The organism is Nonomuraea jiangxiensis (assembly GCF_900099965.1).
Lineage (GTDB): Bacteria > Actinomycetota > Actinomycetes > Streptosporangiales > Streptosporangiaceae > Nonomuraea > Nonomuraea jiangxiensis.
Genome location: NZ_FNDJ01000033.1, coordinates 1 through 20,976, shown reverse-complemented (window position 1 = coordinate 20,976; position 20,976 = coordinate 1). Strand labels below are relative to the sequence as shown.

General features: G+C 71.8%; 16 protein-coding genes. 11 read left to right on the top strand and 5 right to left on the bottom strand.

The annotated features are described in order from the left end of the window. Window positions 1–42: 42 nt before the first annotated feature. A complete protein-coding gene (locus tag BLS95_RS45255; protein ID WP_090945809.1) occupies window positions 43–1,464 on the bottom strand; it encodes an MFS transporter in 1,422 nt (473 codons plus the stop codon). A 60-nt stretch (window positions 1,465–1,524) separates the two neighbouring features. Here BLS95_RS45255 and BLS95_RS45250 point away from each other — a divergent pair, with 60 nt between their 5' ends. From BLS95_RS45250 to BLS95_RS45205, 10 genes are all read left to right on the top strand, one after another. Beyond that, window positions 1,525–2,010: a winged helix-turn-helix transcriptional regulator gene (locus BLS95_RS45250; protein WP_090945808.1), complete on the top strand. Its 486-nt coding sequence runs from the start codon at window positions 1,525–1,527 to the stop codon at window positions 2,008–2,010. Between the two features lie 157 nt (window positions 2,011–2,167). After that, window positions 2,168–2,497, top strand: coding sequence for a cupin domain-containing protein (locus tag BLS95_RS45245; RefSeq protein WP_090945807.1), 330 nt, complete (start codon window positions 2,168–2,170; stop codon window positions 2,495–2,497). A gap of 336 nt (window positions 2,498–2,833) precedes the next feature. After that, window positions 2,834–4,783, top strand: coding sequence for a hypothetical protein (locus BLS95_RS45240; protein ID WP_143044158.1), 1,950 nt, complete (start codon window positions 2,834–2,836; stop codon window positions 4,781–4,783). Window positions 4,784–4,997: 214 nt separating this feature from the next. After that, window positions 4,998–6,806 carry a TOMM precursor leader peptide-binding protein gene (locus BLS95_RS45235; protein ID WP_176993728.1) on the top strand — a complete coding sequence of 603 codons (1,809 nt, stop codon included), beginning with the start codon at window positions 4,998–5,000 and terminating at the stop codon, window positions 6,804–6,806. Window positions 6,807–6,849: 43 nt separating this feature from the next. Continuing rightward, a complete protein-coding gene (locus BLS95_RS45230; protein ID WP_090945804.1) occupies window positions 6,850–8,526 on the top strand; it encodes a SagB family peptide dehydrogenase in 1,677 nt (558 codons plus the stop codon). A gap of 45 nt (window positions 8,527–8,571) precedes the next feature. Then, window positions 8,572–8,751: a thiopeptide-type bacteriocin gene (locus tag BLS95_RS45225; RefSeq protein WP_090945803.1), complete on the top strand. Its 180-nt coding sequence runs from the start codon at window positions 8,572–8,574 to the stop codon at window positions 8,749–8,751. A gap of 110 nt (window positions 8,752–8,861) precedes the next feature. Next, on the top strand, window positions 8,862–11,450 hold the full coding sequence (locus BLS95_RS45220; protein WP_143044157.1) for a lantibiotic dehydratase: 2,589 nt from the start codon (window positions 8,862–8,864) through the stop codon (window positions 11,448–11,450). Next, window positions 11,447–12,583: a lantibiotic dehydratase C-terminal domain-containing protein gene (locus BLS95_RS45215; protein WP_090945801.1), complete on the top strand. Its 1,137-nt coding sequence runs from the start codon at window positions 11,447–11,449 to the stop codon at window positions 12,581–12,583. The genes BLS95_RS45220 and BLS95_RS45215 overlap by 4 nt, the downstream gene beginning before the upstream one ends. Window positions 12,584–12,589: 6 nt before the next feature. Then, window positions 12,590–13,729 (top strand): thiopeptide maturation pyridine synthase, encoded by a 1,140-nt coding sequence (locus tag BLS95_RS45210; protein WP_090945800.1) that lies wholly within the window; start codon window positions 12,590–12,592, stop codon window positions 13,727–13,729. Between the two features lie 111 nt (window positions 13,730–13,840). Further along, entirely contained in the window at window positions 13,841–14,269 is a 429-nt protein-coding gene (locus BLS95_RS45205; protein ID WP_218136298.1) for a VOC family protein, read from the top strand. A 58-nt stretch (window positions 14,270–14,327) separates the two neighbouring features. Here BLS95_RS45205 and BLS95_RS54950 read toward each other — a convergent pair whose 3' ends face one another. The 4 genes from BLS95_RS54950 to BLS95_RS45190 form a co-directional block, all read right to left on the bottom strand. Beyond that, the gene (locus tag BLS95_RS54950; protein WP_143044156.1) at window positions 14,328–14,519 is read right to left on the bottom strand and encodes a hypothetical protein; all 192 of its coding nucleotides are present in this window, start codon (window positions 14,517–14,519) and stop codon (window positions 14,328–14,330) included. Window positions 14,520–14,896: 377 nt separating this feature from the next. Continuing rightward, complete coding sequence (locus BLS95_RS45200) at window positions 14,897–15,649, bottom strand: helix-turn-helix transcriptional regulator (RefSeq protein ID WP_090945798.1); 753 nt, start codon at window positions 15,647–15,649, stop codon at window positions 14,897–14,899. 209 nt (window positions 15,650–15,858) lie between these two features. Then, a complete protein-coding gene (locus BLS95_RS45195) occupies window positions 15,859–18,654 on the bottom strand; it encodes a glycosyl hydrolase family 95 catalytic domain-containing protein (protein ID WP_245765681.1) in 2,796 nt (931 codons plus the stop codon). 243 nt (window positions 18,655–18,897) lie between these two features. Continuing rightward, window positions 18,898–19,647 (bottom strand): carbonic anhydrase, encoded by a 750-nt coding sequence (locus BLS95_RS45190; protein ID WP_176993727.1) that lies wholly within the window; start codon window positions 19,645–19,647, stop codon window positions 18,898–18,900. 452 nt (window positions 19,648–20,099) lie between these two features. Between BLS95_RS45190 and BLS95_RS45185 the strand changes: the two genes are divergently transcribed. Then, window positions 20,100–20,976 (top strand): Clp protease N-terminal domain-containing protein (locus tag BLS95_RS45185; protein ID WP_143044155.1); only part of this gene is annotated, 877 nt, incomplete at its 3' end.

The window sequence follows — 20,976 nt, the reverse complement described above, 5'->3', positions numbered from 1 at the left end:
CCGGGCCGGCGCCGGGGTCACGTCGCCAGGTCGGCGCCGGGGTCACGTCGCCGGGTCGGCGGCGGGTGCGGGCACGGCAGCCGCCGGCCGCATGAGCAGCGCGCCGACCGCCGACGTGGCCAGCGCGAGCACGGCGGCGACGATCCAGGCGAGGTGGAAGTCGCCGACCGATCCGGCGTTCACCCGGCTCCCGAGAATGGTGATCAGGACGGCGACGCCGAGCGCGGAGGAGATCTGCCGGAAGGAGTTCACCAGGGCCGATCCCGTCGCGGCCCGGCCAGCGGGGAGCGACTGCACGCCGGCGGCGATCAGCGTGCCGATGGCCAGCCCAACGCCCGCGCCGCCGAGGAGCAGGCTGGGCAGCAGGTCACGCGCGTAGTCGGGGACGGTGGCGGCGAAGACGGTACGCCAGAGCATCCCGGCGGCGAACAGCAGGCCGCCCGCCACGATCAGCGGGCCGTGCCCGTAGCGGCCGGCGGTCCGGGCGGTGAGCGCGGTCACCACGGGAACCAGGGCGGGGCCGGGCACCAGGGCCAGGCCGGTGGTCAGGGCGTCCCAGTGCCAGACCTCCTGACACCACAGCACGTTCGACAGCAGCATGATCGCGAAGGCCACGCCGAAGACGAAGGTGCCGGCGCCGGCCGTACCGAAACGTGGCAGGCGCAGCAGGTGCAGCTCCAGCAGCGGGCGCGCGTGCCGGGCGCAGCGGACGCCGAACCACGCCAGACCCACCGCGGCCACCGCGAACAGCGCGAGGATGCGCCATGAGCCCCAGCCCCACTCGGGGGCCTGCACCAGGGCTCCGGACAGGGCTGCGATGGCCACGGTGACGAGCACCGCACCCCACAGGTCCGGCAACGCGCCCCGCTCCCGGGCCGCCGGTCGTGGCAGCCCGGTCAGGCCGGCGAGTACGGTGATCAGGCCGATCGGCACGTTGACCACGAAGACCCAGCGCCAGTCGACCTGCACCAGCAGCCCACCCGCGACCGGACCGGCGGCCGCCGCCAGTCCACCGACGGCAGCCCAGGTACGGGTCGCGCCGGTCCGACGCCCCTCGGGAACGGCGGCGAGCAGCAGGGCCAGCGAGGTCGGCAGTTGCGCGGCGGCGCCGGCCGCCTGAACCACCCTGGCCAGCACCAGCCACCACAGATCCGGGGCGAGCGCGCAGCCGATCGAGGCGACGGTGAACACGACGACGCCTGCCAGGAACACCGGCCGCTGCCCGAAGCGGTCGCCGAGCCGCCCGGCCAGGACGAGCAGCGCGGCCAGGGTGATCGCGTAGGCGTTGAGCACCCAGGACAGGTCGGCCAGGGACGTCGGATGCCCGTCGCGGGAGAAGTCCGCGCCCACGGCCGGCAAGGCGACGTTGACGATCCACAGATCCAGGTTCGTCATGAAAACGGCCGCCAACACGATGACGGCCGCGACGCGGGAGCGGTTTGATACTCCAACTGCTTCAGGCATGCTGGGACCATAGCCCGGTCGTGGTTTGATAAGCAAACCGTCAGCTGGCAAGCTTCAGACATGCCCCGTCCACCTATCGACCCGACCTCGCTGCCCGGACGCCCGTGCTCCATCGCCTCGGCCCTTGAGATCGTCGGCGACCGATGGTCGCTTCTCGCGATCCGGGAAGTGATGTTCGGCAACCACCGGTTCGGCGAGATCGCCCGCAACACCGGCGCCCCGCGCGACCGGCTGTCGGCGCGCCTCAAGGGCCTGGTCCAAGCCGGCGTGCTGGAGCGGCGCCCCTCGGAACACGACCCTCGGTACGAGGGCTACCACCTCACCGAGGCCGGCCGGGACCTCGCCCCCGTTCTGCGGACCCTGCTCGCATGGGGCGACAGGTGGGCCGTGACCTCACCGCCGATGCGCATGCTGCATCACGACCACCCGCTCGCGCCCGCCACGATCTGCACGACCTGCGGCGAGCTCGCCGACCCCGCCGACCTCACCCGCGAGACCCGAATCCCCCACTGGACCGACGCCGGCCACGAACCGCCCGCAGCATGAGGCCGGGCCCTCCTCGGCGCGTGGCCGCTCTCGCCGCGCCTCGGCAGCGGTGGCGCGGCAGACACCCTGACCTGGCCGTGCGCGCCCGCCGTCGCGGCTGTCCGCGCGCCCTCAGCTGCCGTTCAGTACCACCGGATTCGCGGGTACGCTGACCGCCATGGAGATCATCAAGGGTGCGGGCACGTGGGCACAGCCCGCGCCCGGGGCCGAGGGCGACTGGGTGGAGCAGCTCAGAGTGCCGCACCTGTCCGTCGGGACGTACTGCATCCCGGCCGGCGGGGTCGACGGCCAGAGCCCGCACACCGAGGACGAGATCTACGTGGTGACCGCCGGTCGAGCCCGGATCGTGGCGGCGAGCGGCGAGGCGGAGGTCGGGCCCGGAGCGGTCGTCTTCGTCCCGGCGGGCGAGGAGCACCGCTTCGTCGACATCACCGAGGATCTGGCGCTGCTGGTGGTGTTCGGCCCCGCCTACGGCTCGCGGGAGTGACATTCAGCCGGCCGACCCTCTGACCGATCTCGACGAAGGCTACGGCGCCGGGACCGCGCAATCAGCGCCAAGCGGAGATCAGCAGCACCCTTCCGCGGAACTGCCCCGCTTGTCATTGTTCCCGAAGAGCCTGAAGCCCAAGGCGGCGTCACCGTCATTGGCATGCAACTGAAGTCGCGCCGCTAATGACTACAAGCGAGCCATGCGGCAATTCATCGGGTAAGTGACAATCCGTAATTCAACCGGGGAATTTTGGAATTATAGCTACGAATTGGCGTCCAGAATAGGGCCGATTTTGGGTTTACATAAATGGCCTCAGTTCATACGATCGGGGCCATGGGAGCGCTCCCAAACCTCGATGCGGCGATGAGACCGCGGCTACGCGATGACGTACGGTTCGTGGAATGCCCCGACGGGGCCTACGTGCACAGCGACTACGGGGCGTGCACACTACGTGGACGGCAGGCATACGACTGGCTCGCCAGGCTGGCGCCCGCGCTGACCGGCCGGCACACCCTGGCCGAGCTCTCGGCGAACCTCCCCGGCGACAAGCGGGCCATGGTCGAGAGCCTCGTGAGCCGGCTCGCCGAGCAGCGGTTCGTGGTGGATGACCGGCACGCGCGGCCACACGGGCTGACCGGCGCGGAGCTGCGTGCGTACGCGGAGGAGATCGCCTTCATCGGTTACGCCCTGGATTCGCCGGAGGCGCGATTCGAGCGAATCCGCAGCGCCCGCCTGGTGCTGGCGGGTGCGGGTCCGCTGCTGGAGGCGCTGGCGGGAGCGTGTGCCGGCACGGGCTGGCGGAGCATCACCGTCATCTCTCCCGACGGCGCGGCGGCCGGCCGGGCCGCGAACGCCGCCCGTCGCGACCCCGGCCAGCAGATCCGGACGCTCTCCCCCGACGGCGACGCGCTCGGCCGGGCGATCGCCGGGGACGCCGACGTCGTGCTCCAGGTGAGTGCGGATCTCCACGAGCTGGTGGCGACGGCCCGCGCCGGTGAGGCGGGCGACGTCGTGCTGGGGCAGGCCCTCGTCGGCCCGGCGGAGGTCTGGCTGAGCAGGGTGGGAAGGCCCTCCGTGACGGCCGCGGCGTCGGGCTGGCACCGGCTGGCCGCGCTGCCCGCCGCGGGTCCGGCCTCATCGGACGAGGACTGGCTGACAGGGCCGGTGCCCACGGTGGTCGCCGCCATGCTGGCGCTCGCCTGCTTCTCACACGTGACCGGGCTCGACACGGACCAGGAGCTCCTCCTCACCCGGGTGGACCTGCGCAATCTCGACACGCTCCCGCACCGGTTCCTGGCCCGGCCGCGTACGGGCGCCCGTCCTGGCACAGGCCAGGAGGCGATCAGGGAACGGGCCGCGGCCCTGGCGACGGCCCCGCCGATCGAGGCGGAGAGCCTGCTCGGCCTCGCCACCGAGCTGGTCGACTCCCGGCTGGGGCTGCTCGGCATGCTGGACGAGCAGGCGCTGGCGCAGTCCCCGCTGGCGGTGTGCCAGGCGACCGTCTCCGACCCGTTCGGGGCGCTGCCCGGCTGGGCGCCGCCGCCGCGGGTGTTCGGCTGGGGGCCGGACCAGCGGACGGCCCGGCTGCGCTGTCTGCTCGCCGCCCTGGGCACGTACGGGGTGCTCGCCGTCGGTCCCGACGCCGACGAGGGGGTGGTATGGGGCGTGGAACTGCCGGAGGGCCGGCCGCGTCCCGTGCCGGCATCCGAACTCCGGCTCACCGGCCTCGGCACATCCCGTCCGCCGGTGGGCACCGGTGCCGGGCTGAGCTGGACGGAGGCGCTGGCCGCCGGTTTGCGGGCCCGCTGCGAGCACCTGCTGGCCACGCGGGCCGATCACGCCGCCCCGACCGGCCCGGAGGGAGCGAACGGGATGGGCGCGCCGGTGGGGCCGATCGCCGAAGCGTTGCTGCGGCAGCTCGTGCTGGCCGGCGAGCCACCGTGGGTACGCGATCACACGCCCGTCCTCGGCGTGCCCGCCTTCTCCCTCACCGTCCCCGGCCAGGAGACGGTCGTGTCCGTGGCCGCCACCGCCCCGGCGGCGCTGCGCGACGGTCTGGAACGGCTGCTGCTCCGCTGGCAGTCCCGGACCGCCCGGCAGCACGCGTACGCCGAGGCCCGCCCCTTCTGGCCACCGGACGGCGACGCCCCCGAAGCCGTACGGACGATGGCCGGCGCACTGCGCCGCGCGGGCAAGGTGCCGGTGGCGGTGCCACTCGACGAGGACCCCGAGGCGGCCCGGTTGCTTCCCTTCGTCACCTACGTCGCGCTGCTCGATGACTGAGACCGCCATCACCACGGCCGCGCACCCCGCCCCGGTGACAGTGCTGGGTGAGGGCCGCCTGCACATGGCCATCCGCGCGGCCCTCGCCTCAACCGCGACTCCGGGAGGCGGCGCGACTCCACGAGACACCGCGGCTCCGGGAGACACCGCGGCTCCGGGAGGCGGCGTGGCTCCGGGAGGCGGTGCGATTGTGGTCGCGAGTGATGCTGACGACGTGCGGTCGTACCCGGTGGTGGCGCGGTGCGCGGCCGAACGCGGCGTGCCGTGGCTGCCCGTACGCGTCGAGGCGGGCTGGGCGCTGGTGGGCCCGGCCGCGCGCCCGCCCCTGCCCGGCTGCCCGACCTGCGTCGAACGCAGGCGCGCCGCCAACCGGCCGGACGCGGTGGCCCGTGACGCGCTGCGTGCGCGGTGGGCCGCGGACCTCGACTCCCGCCCCAGCGCGCTGCTGACACCGCTCGTCGCGCATACGGTCGCCGCGCTGGTCGCCGATGAGGTGCACCGGCTCCGTCACGACCCCGGATCAGCGCGTACCACCGGCGCGCTGCTGAAGGTCCGCCTGCCGACCGCAGAAGTACGCCGCCACCCGTTCCTCCCCGACCCGTTCTGCCCCGACTGCGGCACGCGGCCCGACGACGGTCCGCATGCGGGGCGGTACCTCCCCCGCCCCGCGCCCAAGCCGGACCCCATGACCTTCCGGGTGGGCGGCATCAGCCACCGGGCAGCGGAGCTGGAACAACGATTCGTCGACCCCGAGACCGGCATCGTCCAGGCCCTGGTCGCGCATGAGCGCGGAGGCGGCGCGATCGCCGTCGCCCGGCTCAGCCCGGCCCGCACCCAGCACGAGAGCCACCATGGCTACGGCCGCAGCGACGACTTCGCATCCGCCAGGGCCACCGCCGTCGCCGAGGCCCTGGAGCGGATCGCCGGCATCGCCCCGCGCGGCCGGCGGACCGTCGTGCACGCCGCCTACGACGACGTCGCCGACCACGCCCTCGACCCGCGCCTGCTGGGCCTCTACCCCGACGACTGGTACGACCGGCCCGGCTTCCTGTTCACCCGCTTCCGTCCGGATCGGCCCACGTCCTGGGTGTGGGCGTACTCGTTCGCTCGGGACGCGCCGCTGCTGGTGCCGGAGAGCTACGCCTTCTTCGGCCCCCGCCCGGCGGACGACCTCGGATTCGCCTACGAGTGCTCCAACGGCTGCGCCCTCGGCGGCCACCCGGCCGAGGCGATCCTGTACGGCCTGCTGGAGGTGGCCGAGCGGGACGCGGCCCTGGCCACGTGGTATGCCCGGATGCCCATCCCGCGAGTGGACCTAAGCTCGGCGGCCGACCGCCGCATCCCGATGCTCGCCCAGCGAGTACGGGACAGGCTCGGCTACGACGTGCACGCGTTCGCCGCGCTGCTGGAGCAGCGGGTGCCGGTGTTCTGGGTGATGGCCGTGGACGCGCTGGGCCGGCCGGACCGGCCGCGGGTGCTGTGCGGCTCCGCCTCGCACCTGGCGCCGGAACGGGCGCTCCGCAGGGCACTCGAGGACCTGGGCCCGATGCTGGCGGGCCACGTCGAACGCTACGACCCGGCGGTGTCGGCCCCGCTGGCGGCCGACCCCGAGCAGGTACGGCTGCTGGAGCACCATCCGCTGACCTACGGCCACCCGGACGCGTACGACCGGCTGGACTTCCTGCCGCTGGACGGGCCCGCGCTGACCGTGGCCGAGGTGACGGCCCGGGTCGGCTGGCCCGAGCACGACGACCTCCGCGCGGACGTGGCCGAGCTGGCCGGGCGCTTCCTGGCCGGCGGGCTCGACGTGATAGCCGTCGACATCACCTCGCCCGAGGCGAAGGCGTGCGGCATGTCCGCCGCGAAGGTCATCGTGCCGGGTACGACGCCCATGACGTTCGGGCACCGCTATCGGCGCGTCCACGGCCTGCCACGGTTGCTGAGCCTGCCGCGGCTCCTCGGTCACCAGGGCCGCGACCTGAGGCCCGAAGAGCTGAACCCGTACCCTCACCCGTTCCCCTGACCCCGGTTCCACGGGCACGACGCAGGAAGCGAGGCAGACCCGGATGCACACGACCACGGCGGCGAGCGAGGCCGGCGCGGCCACCCGCCGTTACCTGGCCGCCATGCGGGACCGGGGGCCGCTGGTCATCGACTGGGCGGGCGCGCCGACCAGGCACAAGCGCTACCCGGGCGCCGCACGCGCGCGGCTCCCCTGGGCCGCCGGCGACGGCTCCGCCCTCGGCCTGATCGGCGAGCTGCTCCGGGACCTGCTCGGCATGACCAGGCTCGTGTGGTCACACCAGTTGGACGACCGCGGCGAACCGCTGGGGCGGCCCCCCATGCTCATCACCGGCCGGCCGGCGCCGTCGGGCGGCGGGCTGTACCCGATCGAGGCGTACGTGGCCGCGGGCGTGCCCGGCCTGCCCTCCGCCCTGTACCACTACGACCCGGTACACCACGTGCTGGAGCGCGTACGCGGCGGCGACCACGTCCCGGCGCTGGCCGGCCTGCTCGCGGACGGCCCGGTGGCGGACGTGGTGGTCGTCCTGTCCGGGGTGTTCTGGCGGTCGATGTTCAAGTACGGCGACTTCGGCTACCGCCTGATCTGCCAGGAGACCGGCGTGCTCATCGCCCAGGCGCTGGCCGTGGGCGGGCGGCTGGGGCTGGCGGGCCGGGCCTGCCTCCGGTTCCCGGACGGCGAGGTGAACCGCCTCCTTGGGCTCGACGGCACCCGGGAGGCCGCGCTGGCCGTACTCACACTGTCCCTGCCACCCGGCAACACGCGGCACCCGAACGCCAAACCCCCGGACGCCGGACCTCCGTACGCCAGACCCCCGGACGCCGAACCCCCGGACGCCGAGCCACCCCCGCCCTCCCCCTCCGCCGGCGAGCTGATGGCGCGCCCGGTGGCCGGGGAGAGCACGCCGCTGCCCAAGGCCATGCCCGACGGCCTCGCCGCGGCCCTGCACCGGGCCTGCACCTCCACCTCCCCCACCTCCCCCACGGGCCCACCCGAGCCGGCCGAGGCAGAGGCGCTGCGCCCGAGGCTGCCGGCGCGGCCAGGCCGGGCCGTCCCGGCTCCCGGGCCCGCCACCGGAATCCAGGCAGCCGCCTCGGGAGTGCCGCGCCGCACGTCCCCGCTGGCCGGCTACCGGCCGGTTCCGCTCATGGGGGCGGCACTCGGCGCCGTGCTCGCCGCCGCGGGCGGCGGCTACCCGGCCGACCTGCCGGGCGCCGCGGCGGGCCCCGCCATGACCGCGCTGTGCCTGCTCTCGCTGCGGGTGGAGGGCCTGCCGCGCGGCGCCTACTGGTACGACCCGGCCCGGCACACCCTCCACGAGCTGGCCGGCGCCGAGCAGGTGGACGCCGTGGCCACCGGCCGGCTGCTGGCCAACACCCGGGTAGCGCTGCGCGGGGCAGCCGCCGTACTGGTCCCCGTGGGCGATCCGGTCGCGGGCGCGCGTCTGTTCGGCGACCGGTGGTATCGCATGCAGCAGATGGAGGCGGGCCTGGTCGCCCAGCGGGCCACGCTGGCCGCCGTCGCGCTGGGCCTGGCCGCGCGCATCCACTCCGACGGAGCCAACGAGACCACCGACGAGGTGCTCACCCTCGCGGGAACCCCCTTGCGGAGCCTGTCCTTCCTGGTGTTGGGCACTCCCCCGACCGGCGGGCCGCTGGTGGCCCGCCCCGTGCCGGCCCTGGTACGCGAGGAGGTGATGCCCGTCCCGACGACATCGTGACCCGTACGGAATCGACAATCCCTTTCACATCAGAAGGAGACACACATGTCCGCTGAGAACTTCACCCTCGACCTGCGCGGCCTGGACGTCGACTCCATTGACGTCGTGTCGGCCGACTCCATCGTGGTGGAGGGCCACGGCGCCATCGAGACCGGCGCCTCCTCCGCCCTGGGCTACTGCTCGTCCTACCTGACGGCCACCAGCTGCTGGGCTCCGGAAGAGTAACGCCGGCGTCGTCGGCCCGCCGGTGAAACCGGTATGACGAGCAGGGCCGAGGGCGCCCGTGCCGTGGGCGCCCTCGGCCCCTGGCGAACCCTCACGAGGAGCGCGTTCGATTGACCCATGTAACGCCCGCCGTCCCCGTCGCCGGGGACGGCGACCTGGCAAGGCTCGCTGATCCCGATTATGCCGTGTCGCCTGTCTTCGCCGTCCGCGTCGCGGGGCTGCCGGTGGCCGGGCTGGACCGGATGCGCTGCACCCGGACGTGGCGGCTGGTGGACGAGCTCGTGAACGTCTCGGCCTGGCTGCGAACCGAGGGCGCGGACCTGTCCGATCCGCTGCACGACGTGATCGGCGGCACGGCGCCCGGACCGCTCAGGTCCGGGCTGCTGGCGCTGCGGCGCGCGGTGTTCTCCGGACGCCGCCTGAGCGGCGGGGCCGCCTCCGCCGAGGTGCTGGCGGCCCTCCCCGAGGACCTGGCCGCCCGCGTCGGCGCGTGGACCGCCGTGCGGCGCCGCGCGGACGAGCTGCGCGCGGCGCTGCCCGCCGTGCTGGCGGAGGAATCACGGGAGAAGACGGCGCTGCTGCGCGAGACGGTGTCCGACGCCGGTTTCCGGCATGGCCTGGCCCAGGGCAGCCCGGTGCTGGCCGGCCGCCTCGACGCCTGGCTCGCCGGCCCCGCCGACCGCCCGCCGGAACGGCAGGAGTTGCTGCGGCTGGCCCGCTATCTCGCCCGGGCGGCCGTCAAAACCAGCCCGTACGCCACGTTCACCCTCAGCGGCCTGGGCCGGTGGGAGGCGGACGGTCCCGCGGTGCGGACCGGCGGCGAACCCGCCTGGCACGTCGTGGTCGAGCTGGACCGGGCGGTCCTGCGCCCGCTGTGGGCGGCGCTCACGCGGCATCGGCGCGTACGGGAGCGCGCCCGCCTGCGCGTCAACCCGTCCGCCTCCGACGACGGCGACCGGATCTGGTTCCTCGGCGCAGGCCAGGGCGAGCCCCTGTCCGGGGTGCCCGCGAGCCCGGAGGTGCGGGCGGCCCTCGATTGGGTACGCGGCCATCCCTTCCCCACTCTCGCCGCCGCCCCGGGGATCGAGCCGCTGGCCGACGCGGGGCTGCTGGAGTTCGTCGCGCCGTATGACGAGCAGGGCGACGACCCGGTGGGCCGGCTGGCGTCCTGGCTGGCGGAGGACGGCCAGGCGCCGTACACACAGGCCGTCGGCCGGGTCGCCGCGGCACTGCGCGACGGCGTCACCCGGCCCGGCGACGGCGAGCAGGCGGCCGTGGTCGTACGGGAGGCGCTGCGGGAGGTGCTGCCGCCCGGGCCGTCGCTGCCCGACAGGAACCTGCTCTGGCACAGCGCCGTCATCCCCGGCGTCGCGGGACGGCTGAGCGCGACGGCCTGGCGCGGCGTGTGCGACGACCTCGACAAACTGCGCGGATTGCTCGGCCTGTTCGACCCGGACCTGCCCGTCAAGGTCGCCGCCACCGCGTTCTTCCTGGACCGGTACGGCCCCGGCGGCCGGCTTCCCGCTCTGGACCTCTACCGCGAGATCCACCGGGAGGCCCCGGGCGAGGGCGGGGCGCTGCTGCGCGGCATGCTGCGCGACCCCATCGGGGGCACGCGGGCGATCCCGGACGCCGAACCCCCACCCGGCCTGGTACGGCTCACCGAGCTGCGGCGGACCTTCTGGGAACAGGCCGGCGCGCGGGAGCCGGTGGTCGACCTGACGCCCGCCCGCCTGGCCGCGATGGCGGACGACTGGCCGAGCTTCGTCCGGCCCCCGGGGTCGATCTGCTGTTACCTCCAGGCGGTGCCGGGGCCAGGCGGCATGCGCGCGGTCGTCAACTCGATCTCCGCCGGGTACGGGCGCGGTCTGTCGCGGCTGCACCGGCTGGTCGTGCTGGCCGGCGGTGAGGCGCCGCCCGCCGACGAACTCCGCGCCGCGCAGGGCGACGTTCTGGTGGCCGAGTGCCGCGGGCTGGTCGGCGGCGGTCTCAACGCCCGCCCGGCCACGGCCGACCTCGCCCTCGAGCATCCCTTCACCGCCCCGGACACGCGGCTCCCGCACGTCTCGCCGGCGGAGCTCATGGTCGGCTACGACGCCGGAGGTGACCGGCTGACCTTGTTCGACGGCGCCGGCCGCCCGGTCCGGCCGGTCCACCTGGGCATGACCGCCCAGTACTGGCTGCCGCCGTGGCTGCAGTTCCTGGTGCGGACGTTCGGCGAGCCGTCCACGGCGATGGTGCCCGGCTGGGTGTTCCGCACCCGGGGCGAGGGACCGGATGCGGGCGTGGTCGAACGGTGGCCGCGGATGGACCTCGGGCGGGTGACGTTCGCCCGGGCGGCGTGGCGGCTGCGGGCCGGTGCCTTCCCGGTGCCGGCCAAGGGCGAGGGCGAGGCCGCGTACCTGCCCAGGCTGGCCGGGTGGCTGGCACTGCACGAGGTGCCACGCAGGTTCTTCGCCCGGGTGGTGAGCCTGCGGGAGGGCCTGCACGTGGGGCTGCTGAGCAAGGACCGCAAGCCGATGTACGTGGACGTCACCGACACGCTGCTGCTGACCGGGTTTCTGCGCACGCTGCGCGACCCCGGCGCGCTGCTGGTGATCGAGGAGGCCCTGCCCGACCCCTCCCAAGCGCCCCGGTACGGCCCCGGCCGGCGGGTCACCGAGTACGTCGTCCAGGTCTCCGCGCGGCCGGCCCGATGACGGCGGCGCAGACGGACACGGGCGGTCACTGGATCGGCGCGCACCTGTTCCATTTCGGCGACCTCGACCCGCTGATCACCGACGTGGTGGACCCGGTGACGCGGGAGCTGGCGGCGGACGGCACCGCGGGCCGCTCGTTCTTCCTGCGTTACTGGGAGGGCGGCCAGCACGTACGCCTGCGGCTGGAGGTGCCGGACCCGGCGCGGGCGCCGCGCGTACGTGACCTGGTGCGTGAGCGGGCGGCGGCGCACTTCGCCACGCACCCGTCGCCCTCGGTCGACGCGGCGGCCTACCGCGCGTTCGCGTCCGCCATGGCCGCGGGCGAGCGGCGTACGTCCTACGACGATCGGCTGCATCCCGCCGGCTCGGTGGCGTTCCTCGGCTACCGGCCCGAGTACGAGGCGTACGGCGACGCCGCCTGCGTGGCCGCCGCCGAACGGCACTTCGCCGTGTCGAGCCGGCTCGCGCTGGACGTGCTACGGGCCCGGACGGAGATGGGCCGGCGCGCGGCGATCGGACTGGCCGCGCTGACGGCCGCGGCCGCCGTGTGCGAGCCGGACCTCCCCACCGCCGCCCACCGCCTGGCCGCAGCCGCCCGCGACGCGCAGGAGACCAGGAACGGCAAGGTGAACAAGGGCCACGACGCGCAAGAGGCCAGGAACGGCGCGGCGAGCACGGACGACCGGACACGCCACGACGCCCCGAAGGGCGAGAACAGCGCGGCGAGCAAGGACGACCTGCCACGCCACGTCACGCGGAAGGCCGAGAACAGTGCGGCGAGCGAGGACGACTGGCGGCGCCGGGAGGGTGCCGTGCTCGCCCAGACGCGCAGGCTGTGGGACGCGCCCGACTCCGGCGGCGACCTGCTGGCCGCGTGGGCGGCGTCGCTGCGTGCGCTGCGTGACGACCTCGACCTCCTGCACGCCGCCGGCCGGTGCGCGCCGCTCGACTCGGGCTCGCCGCACGCGTCCCTCGCCCTGGTCGCGCCGCCGGAGCGGCGCACGGTGTCCCTGATCCTGATGCGCTGCGTCCACCTGTTCCACAACCGGCTGGGGCTGCGCGCCGGGACCGAGCGTCACGTGTCGTACCTGGCGGCCCGCGGCATCGCGGGCCTCGCCGACTCCCGGAGGTGATCTCCCGTGCCCGAGGCTCCCACCTGGCACTGCGTGCACGTCCACTACCATGCGGCCGACAAGGACGGCCTGCTGCTGGACGCCGTGCGGCCACTGTTCGACGGACTGCGCGGCCAGGTCGCGGCGGCGTACGTGCTGCGCCACTGGCGGCAGGGCCCGCACCTGCGGATCAACGTCAAGGCGGCCCCGGCCGTCTGGGAGCAGGTCGTGCGCCCGCGGGTGGACGAGGTCATCGGCGCCTACCTGCGCGAACACCCCTCGACCGCCGCGCTCGACCCGGCCGCGAGCCTGGCCAGGCACCGCCTGCTCGCCGTACGGGAACAGGAACGCGGGCCGCTCACGCCGTGGCCGCCGGACAACTCCATCCGCGACGCCCCGTACGACTCCCGCCGGCACGTACTCGGCAGTGACGAGGCGGTGGACCTGCTCACCGCGTTCTACGCCGATGCCACCCCGCTGCTGTTCGGCATGCTGGAGCACGTGCGCGCGGGCGGTGACGGCAAGGTCGGGCTGGCGCTGAGCCTCATGCTGACCGTCGCGCACACCTCGCAGCACATCAGGCGCAGCTACTTGTCGTACCGGATGCACGCGGAGGGGTTCATCACGTGGGCGGCCGACCCTGAGGGCGCCCGCGCGGCTTTCGAGCGGGACTTCCGGGACCGGCGCACCGCGCTGACGAAGCGCGTGCGGGACGCCGTCGCCGCCCTGGACGACCCCGCCGCCCCACCCGTGCCGTTCGTACGGGAATGGGCGGCGCTGCTGGAGGAGTACCGGCGACGGGCCGGAGCGCTGCTGGACAGCGGCCGGCTGGTGCAGCCGACGTTCGAGCCCGGCGACGCGTTCCGAGCGCGGCCAGGCGACCCGCCCGCTCCCCACCGCGAGCCGAACGAGCTCCAACGCCTGATCTACGACAACCCGGCCTACCACGAGGCGGTCTTCAACGACCCGCGCTTCCTGCGCTACCGGGTCCTCCTCAACTACACCTATCTGCACCTGACCCGCCTCGGGCTCACCCCCCTCGACCGGTTCAGGACCTGCCACCTGCTGGCGAACGCGGTGGAGGACGTCTATGACCTGTCGGGCCTGGACGCCCTGCGCCAGTTCGCCGGCGGCAAGAACCAGGCGAGTGACCCGGAGAGGTTCTAGAGGAAGGGGTCGCGGAGGATGTCGAGAACGAGCCTGCGGCTCCGTCCCAGGAATGGATGCGGCCACCGTGGCCACACCACACCGAAAGGACACGGCATGACGATCCAGCGGATGGACAACGTGCTCATCGTGGTCGACGACCTTGACGCTGTCATTTCGTTCTTCGTCGAACTAGGCATGGAGCTGGAGGGCGGCAAGGCGCCGATCGAGGGACGTTGGGTGGAGCGGGTCATCGGGATCGACGACGTCCGGCAGGACGTCGCAATGCTGCGGACCCCCGACGGCCATGGCCGGATCGAGCTGGCGATGTTCCACACGCCGAAGGCGATCAGCACCGAGCCGAAAGACGCACCGGCGAACACCCTGGGCATTCGTCGCATCATGTTCGCCGTCGATGACATCGAGGACGTGGTCGCCCGCCTGCGCACCCACGGCGCCGAACTCGTCGGCGAACTGGCGGAGTACGAGGGCGTCTATCGGCTCTGCTACGTCCGCGGCCCCGAGGGCATCATCGTCGGGCTGGCCCAGCAGCTCACCTGAAGGCCGCCGAAGGGACCGCACAATGGGGGGAGCCTTCTGCGGGAGCGGCCGAGGCACGTCAACTGATGATCGCGTTGAGAAAGGCCACGGCGGAGCTGAACGCGGTGCACGCCGCGATGATCGACACAGGAGTGGAGAACTCGGCCCACAGGCTGAGCACGCCCGCGGCGGCGCCGATCATAGCCGCGATCGTGAAGATCAGGGCCGAGCGAACGGACAGCAGGGCTTTCTCACCTGAGGCGTTGTTCAAGCCGAGAGTCTCTGGAGCTGGTTGACCCGATTGTGAGCTCATGCCGACGTCCTTGTCATGGATTAGTCGTTGGTGATCCCCTGTCGTGAGCAGAGGCCGTCACTTGAAGTGACGAAACTGAACTTACTGCGTCCCACCCGACCTCCGATCGCGTGTTCCCGTGACGGCGGCGCCTACCTGTCTGACCAGCGACTTTGTCGGTTAGATAGGAATGCATCAATGGTGATGACCTGGTGGTATTTGTCATGCACCGCATGATGGCCCTCCGTCTATCGTCCGCTACCGAGCCGTCACAGAGCGCGACAGGGCCGTTGTGGCGAGGGTCACATGCAAAATCTCGAAGGCTGCGACACGTCGGCGTGGCGCGGGCCTCCACCTCAGCCACGGCGTTTCCACTGGGCGGTCAGCTCAGTCAGGTTGCCGCATCCCGTCTTCTCCAGGATGAGGGTGAGGTGTTTCTCGACCGCGCTTTCGCTGACGTTCAGCCGCCGCGCGATGTGCGTGTGAGCCAGCCCGAGCGCCACCAGTTCGGCCACGTCGCGCTCGCCTGCGGTGAGATCCGGCGCGGAGACGGGCACGAGCTCCGTCCCGAAGTACGGGCTCAGCAAAGGGCCCAGCGTGGCCGCCATCAGCCGGTCGCCCGGCTCGATGGCGCGCCGCGCGCCGTCGAACGGTATCCCCAGCGTGCTGACCGCACCCGTGGCCGGGGACCTGATGACGATCTTCAGCATGTCGTCGATGCCGTTGCGGCGCAGAAATTGGTCGGCGAAGTCCCGCTCCGGACCGGTTGCCCGCAGGCGGAGCCGTCCGAGGGTCGCCACACCGTGGCGGGTCAGGCAGGTCACCCCGTCGCGCGAGGCGAACGGATTGTTCCAGCGCCACCGCTCGACGTATTCCTCCACGAAGGCCGGCCGGAACATGGTGAGGTACTGCTCCTCGCCATCGCGCCCCGGCGCCAGATACGCGGGATTCTCGGCCACGAACGCGTCGATCCACCCGAGATGGACGGCCAGGGCCTCGGCCAGCGCGGGATAGAGCGCCTCCTGCCGAGCCGCGGCCACCTGCTCCAGCACCTTGATGAGCTTTCGGTATTCCAGCTGTTCCACGGATCCGCCATCGCGCTCGTTCATCGCTTCGGGGGCAGCCAGTACGGCGGGCTGCGTCGTTCTCGCCTCACCCCAAGCATTCCGTAACGCCCGGCTGACTATCTGTTACTTGGCCAATGATCCGGTTTCGAACGACTATGTCCCAGAACGCTCGCGGTCGCGATGATGACGGATGCGGCAGATGCGGGCACCATCCCCGGGCGGCGACCGCCCGAGGATGGCCCGCCGTCATCTCATGTCCTGACGGTGAAGGTGTCGACGTCGAACAGGTAGTTGGTGCCGCTGCCGACGAAGACCAGGTACAACGGCCCTGACGCCGACCCGCTCAAGGTCGTCGACACCGTCGCGTAGGTGTCCCAGCCACCCGTGGGCGACACCGCGACCGACCCCAGCAACGTGCCGGTAGCCGACCCCGAACGGATCTGGATCGTCCCGCCGGATCCGGCGGATGACACCCGAGCGCTGAAGCTCCGCAGCCCGGCGGTGTTGACCCCTGAGTACGCGGCCCAGTCGCCGTTCTGGATGTAGCCCGCCGAAGCGCCGCCGCTGGCCCCCGGGTGGTCGGCTCGCTGGACGCCGGACTGCGAGGTGAACGCCTCGCCCTCCACCGTCTGGCCGTTCCCGCCGGAAGTCTGGAAGGTGACCGTGTAGGTCTTGCCTACCGTGGCGTTCCAGCCCAGCGTGTCACCGGTACGGGTGGCGGTGACGGTGGCGCCCGACTCGTCCCTTACATGGTAGGCGCCGGTGGCCGCGGCGGTCCTGACCTTGATCGGCGCGGACTTTCCTGTCCGCAAGGTGATCGTCTCGGCGGCGCCCGACCTCCAGGTGGTGTCCACGGTCACGTCGCCCCGCGCCCGCAGCCCGGTCACCGACCCGGTCGGCCACGCGCTCGGCAGCGCAGGGAGCACGTGGACGGTGTCGTGCTGGCTCTGCACGAGCATCTCGGCGATGCCCGAGGTCGCGCCGAAGTTGCCGTCGATCTGGAACGGCGGGTGGGTGTCCCACAGGTTGTCCAGGGTGGACGACTTCAACTGCTCGCCAAGCAGCTTGTGGGCCCGGTTGCCGTCGAGCAGGCGGGCCCAGAAGTTGATCTTCCATGCCTTCGACCAGCCGGTGCCGCCGTCACCACGCGCGTTCAGCGAGACCCGGGCGGCCTGCGCCTCGGCCGTACCCGGAAGGATCTGGTTGCCGGGGTGCAGGGCGAACAGGTGCGAGACGTGCCGGTGGGTGTCGGTCTGGGAATCCCAGTCGCTCTTCCACTCCTGGAGCTGGCCCCAGCGGCCGATGCGCAGGCCCGGGTCGAGCCGCGACAGGGCGGTGCTCACCTCGTTCTGGAACGAGGTGTCGACGTTGAGGGCCCGGGCGGCGGCCAGGGCGTTGGTGAACACCTCGCGGACGATCTGCTGCGACATCGACGCGCCGGCCGAGAAGTCGCCGTTCTCCGGGGAGTAGCTGGGCGAGACGACGAGCTTCCCGTCGCGGGGGTCGGTGTGCAGGAAGTCCAGCCAGAACTCGGCAGCGCCCTTGATCACGGGGTAGGCCGTGTTACGCAGGTAGTTCAGATCGCGGCTGAACCGGTAGCTGTCGTACATGTGCTGGGTCGTCCAGGCGGCGGCTTCCGGGAACCAGAACGACGTCGCCCAGTTGTGCACGCCGGTGAAGCCGTAGGGGTTGGTCTCGTTGTTCACCACCCAGCCCCGGGCGCCGTACATGTTGCCGGCCGTCACCCGGCCGGGGGCGACCATGCTGGAGATGTAGCGGTCATAGGGCCGGGTCGTCTCGCGCAGGTTGGTCTGCTCGGCCGGCCAGTAGTTCATCTGCAGGTTGATGTTGACGTGGTAGTCCGCGTCCCAGGGAGGATTGGTGACGTTGTTCCACACGCCCTGGAGGTTGGCCGGCAGGATGTCGTTCTCCCGCGACGAGGAGATCAGCAGGTACCGTCCGTAGGCGAAGAACATCGCCTCAAGCGCCCGGTCCTGCGATGACGACCCGCCCGTGTAGCCACTGCGGAGCTGGTTTGTCGGGATCGTGGGGTTGGTCTGCCCGATGTTCAGCTTGACCCGGTCGAAGAGGTTGCGGTAGTCGGCGACGTGCGCGGCCTTCAACTCGTCGTAGCTCCTGGCCGCCGCCGTGGTCACCCGGGAGGTGACCGCGCTCGCCGGGTCGCCGCCTCGGTAGGTCGGGTAGGCGTCGGAATAGTTGGTGCCCGCCGACAACACCAGCATCACGCTGTTGGCCCCGGAGACGGTGACCCGATCTCCGGAATCGGTGCGGGTGCCGCCCTGGTTGACCACCTGCACCTGGGCTTCGAACCTCATGCCGTTGTTGGCCAGCGTTCCGCGGATGGTAAGCCGCCCGTTGGCGGCGGTGACGGACTTGTCGTTGCGCGGCGAGGTGTGCCGCAGCGTGAACGAGACTCGGCCGTTCTGGCTGGCCGACAGCCGGGCGACGATGACGTTGCCGGGGTTGCTGGCGAAGTACTCGCGGGTGTATTCGACCCCGCCCGCCGTGTAGCCGACCCTGGCCACGGCTTCACGCAGGCTCAGCTCGCGCCGGTACTGGCTGGTGCTCGACGGCGGGTTGGCGAAGTCGAGGAACAGGTCACCGAAGGTCTGGTAGGAACCGAAGTTCGTCTTGCCCTGGCCGAGCGCCGAGGCGACGCTGCTCGGCGCCATCCTGGCGTCCCGGTCGATCTGCGCCTGAACGGCGTCGATCGCGCCCGGCCTCGGCGAGGTCCAGTTGCCGAAGTTGTAGCCGGAGGAACCCGGGCCGCCGGTCCACAGGGTCTTCTCGTTGAACTGGATCTGTTCGGTCGCGACGCCGCCGAAGAGCTTGGCTCCCAGAGGGCCGTTGCCGATCGGCAGTGCCTGGGTCTCCCAGTCGGTTGCCGGCGAGGTGTACCAGAGGGTCAGGTCGTCGGTCGGCGGGAGGGCCAGAGCTTGCGCCGAGGTCGGCATGGTCATGCCGGCGAGCATCACGACCATGCCTAACAGGGCGATGCGCAATCTGGGGCACGGGTACTTGTTCACCACAGAGTCCTCCGATCAGTGAGGGCTTAAGCAAGGAAATAACACCGAAATCAGTACGAAACAAGACCCGACATCCGATGTTTTGTGGCCTCGCGAATGAGGTCGATATTTCGCCCGACGCCGCGCCAAAGGGAATCCGCGCAGATGAAATAGCCAGAAAGGGCGCTGCTCGACCTTCGGCCCGTGGATCGGAGTGATGATCACGAAAGATAGATCGGATGCATCCCGCACTTCAAGGCCGGCTCATGCAGGTGCGCCGTTGAGGACCTCGACCACGCCGGTGTCCAGGGAGTAGTACGCGCTGACCACGGCCAGGGCTCCCTTGCCCACCAGCGGCGCGAGGTCCCGGTTGCCGCGCAGGGCGTCCGCGGTCAGCTTCACCTGGGCCTTGGCCATCGCCTCTGCGGGGTCGGCGTGGCTCTCCCGTACGGACTGTTCGTAGGCCGGGCGCAGAGCCTCCGTGATCGCCTGGAGGTTGCCCGGCAACTGCTTACCTTCCCGCAGGGCCTCGTACACAGCGGAGACCGCGCCGCACCGCTGGTGACCGAGAACGACGATCAACGGGGTCCCGCTGGTCATCGGCCCGTACTCGATGGAGCCGGTGATGACGGGCCCCACCGCCGCCCCGCCGCTACGCATGACGAACAGATCGCCCAGGCCGGTGTCGAAGACGAGCTCGGGCGGCACCCGGGAATCGATGCATGACAGCACCGCTCCATAGGGCTGCTGGCTGGTGGCCAGCAACTGGCGGCGGGTGGGGTCGCGGTCCGGATGCCGGAGCGCGTTGGTCACCCAGCGTCCGTTGCCCTCCATCAGCCGTTCGTAGGCGGCCTTCGGCGTGCCGGGAGGCGGTCCTGCGGAAGGCGCGAGCCCCGCCTTGTACGTCCCGTCGATCGGCTCGGTCGATGAGCAGCCGGCCAGGAAGGCCGCTGCCAGGGACGCACTTCCCGTGAGCAGCGCTCGCCGCCCCGGACCATCGGCTCGAATGCTCATGACCTGCCGTCTCCAAGGATCACGCTGACGGCACATGAACCGCCAAAGGGCCGTCCTCGACAACTGAAAGTAAGGATAATGTAACGCTAAGTATTCGACCAAGCAATTCGGTGTCGGTGCGCATCTGGCTCGTTCGGCCGGTGGCGGAATTCGGAGGAATCACCACAATCAGTACTAGGGTGGTAACTAGGCGGGGAAATCCGCCGGAGCCCGACGAGGTCGCCCACGCAGACCCATGCGAAGGCCAGCAGTCGCCGACTCAGTACGCCGGACGATGTCGAGCGGTGATCACACCGCCCGTTCCGTGGAACGCGTGGGATCTACCTGGGGGCATCATGGCCGACGGCCGGCGCGGTGACGACGGTCACGCCTCGGGAAATCCGGACGGTGCCCCGGTCTGGGCGTTCTGGTCAGGCTCCTCCGGCATATCCCGCTCCGCCAGGAGGCTTGACATGTTCGAGAAGTTCACCGACCAAGCGCGGCATGTCGTGGTCCTGGCTCGGGAAGAGGCCAGGACGCTCAACCACAATTTCATCGGCACCGAGCACATCCTTCTTGGTCTGATCCATGAAGGTGAGGGATTGGCCGCCAAGGCCCTGGAGAGCCTCGGAGTCAGCCTTGAGGGTGTGCGCCACCAGGTCGAGGAGATCATCGGCACGGGGTTGCCGGCCGAGTCGGCGCACATTCCGTTCACCCTGCGGGCCAAGAAGGTTCTGGAGCTGTCGGCTCGTGAGGCCGCGCGGCTGGGTCACGACTACATCGGCACCGAGCACATCCTGCTCGGACTCGTCCGCGAGGGTGCGGGGGTGGCCACTCAGGTGCTGGTCAAGATGGAGGCCGATCCCACACGCCTGCGGGACTGGGTCCTGCAGTCGCTCGCCGGCCGAGGCGACGACGAGACGGCGACGCCCGTCGTTTTCGAGGAGTCGGCCCGGGCGACCTCCGCAACGCTGGACCAGTTCGGCCGCAACCTGACCCAGGCGGCCCGCGCGGGCAAGCTGGATCCGGTCATCGGCCGTGAGGAGGAGATCGAGCGGGTCATGCAGGTCCTCTCTCGGAGGACCAAGAACAACCCCGTTCTCATCGGCGAGCCCGGCGTCGGCAAGACCGCCGTCGTCGAGGGCCTGTCGCAGAAGATCGTCAGGGGCGAGGTGCCCGAGACGCTGAAGGACAAGCAGCTCTACACGCTTGACCTCGGCGCCCTGGTCGCCGGCTCCCGTTACCGCGGTGACTTCGAGGAGCGCCTGAAGAAGGTGCTCAAGGAGATCCGCACGCGCGGCGACATCATCCTGTTCATCGACGAGCTGCACACGCTCGTGGGTGCGGGCG

Coding starts and splice junctions, on each gene's coding strand:
- BLS95_RS45205 (WP_218136298.1), top strand. CDS start 13,841: ATGGACAACGTGCTCATCGTGGTCGACGACCTTGACGCTGTCATTTCG.
- BLS95_RS45215 (WP_090945801.1), top strand. CDS start 11,447: ATGACGGCGGCGCAGACGGACACGGGCGGTCACTGGATCGGCGCGCAC.
- BLS95_RS45225 (WP_090945803.1), top strand. CDS start 8,572: ATGTCCGCTGAGAACTTCACCCTCGACCTGCGCGGCCTGGACGTCGAC.
- BLS95_RS45200 (WP_090945798.1), bottom strand. CDS start 15,649: ATGAACGAGCGCGATGGCGGATCCGTGGAACAGCTGGAATACCGAAAG.
- BLS95_RS45250 (WP_090945808.1), top strand. CDS start 1,525: ATGCCCCGTCCACCTATCGACCCGACCTCGCTGCCCGGACGCCCGTGC.
- BLS95_RS45240 (WP_143044158.1), top strand. CDS start 2,834: ATGGGAGCGCTCCCAAACCTCGATGCGGCGATGAGACCGCGGCTACGC.
- BLS95_RS45255 (WP_090945809.1), bottom strand. CDS start 1,464: ATGCCTGAAGCAGTTGGAGTATCAAACCGCTCCCGCGTCGCGGCCGTC.
- BLS95_RS45245 (WP_090945807.1), top strand. CDS start 2,168: ATGGAGATCATCAAGGGTGCGGGCACGTGGGCACAGCCCGCGCCCGGG.
- BLS95_RS45190 (WP_176993727.1), bottom strand. CDS start 19,647: ATGAGCATTCGAGCCGATGGTCCGGGGCGGCGAGCGCTGCTCACGGGA.
- BLS95_RS45230 (WP_090945804.1), top strand. CDS start 6,850: ATGCACACGACCACGGCGGCGAGCGAGGCCGGCGCGGCCACCCGCCGT.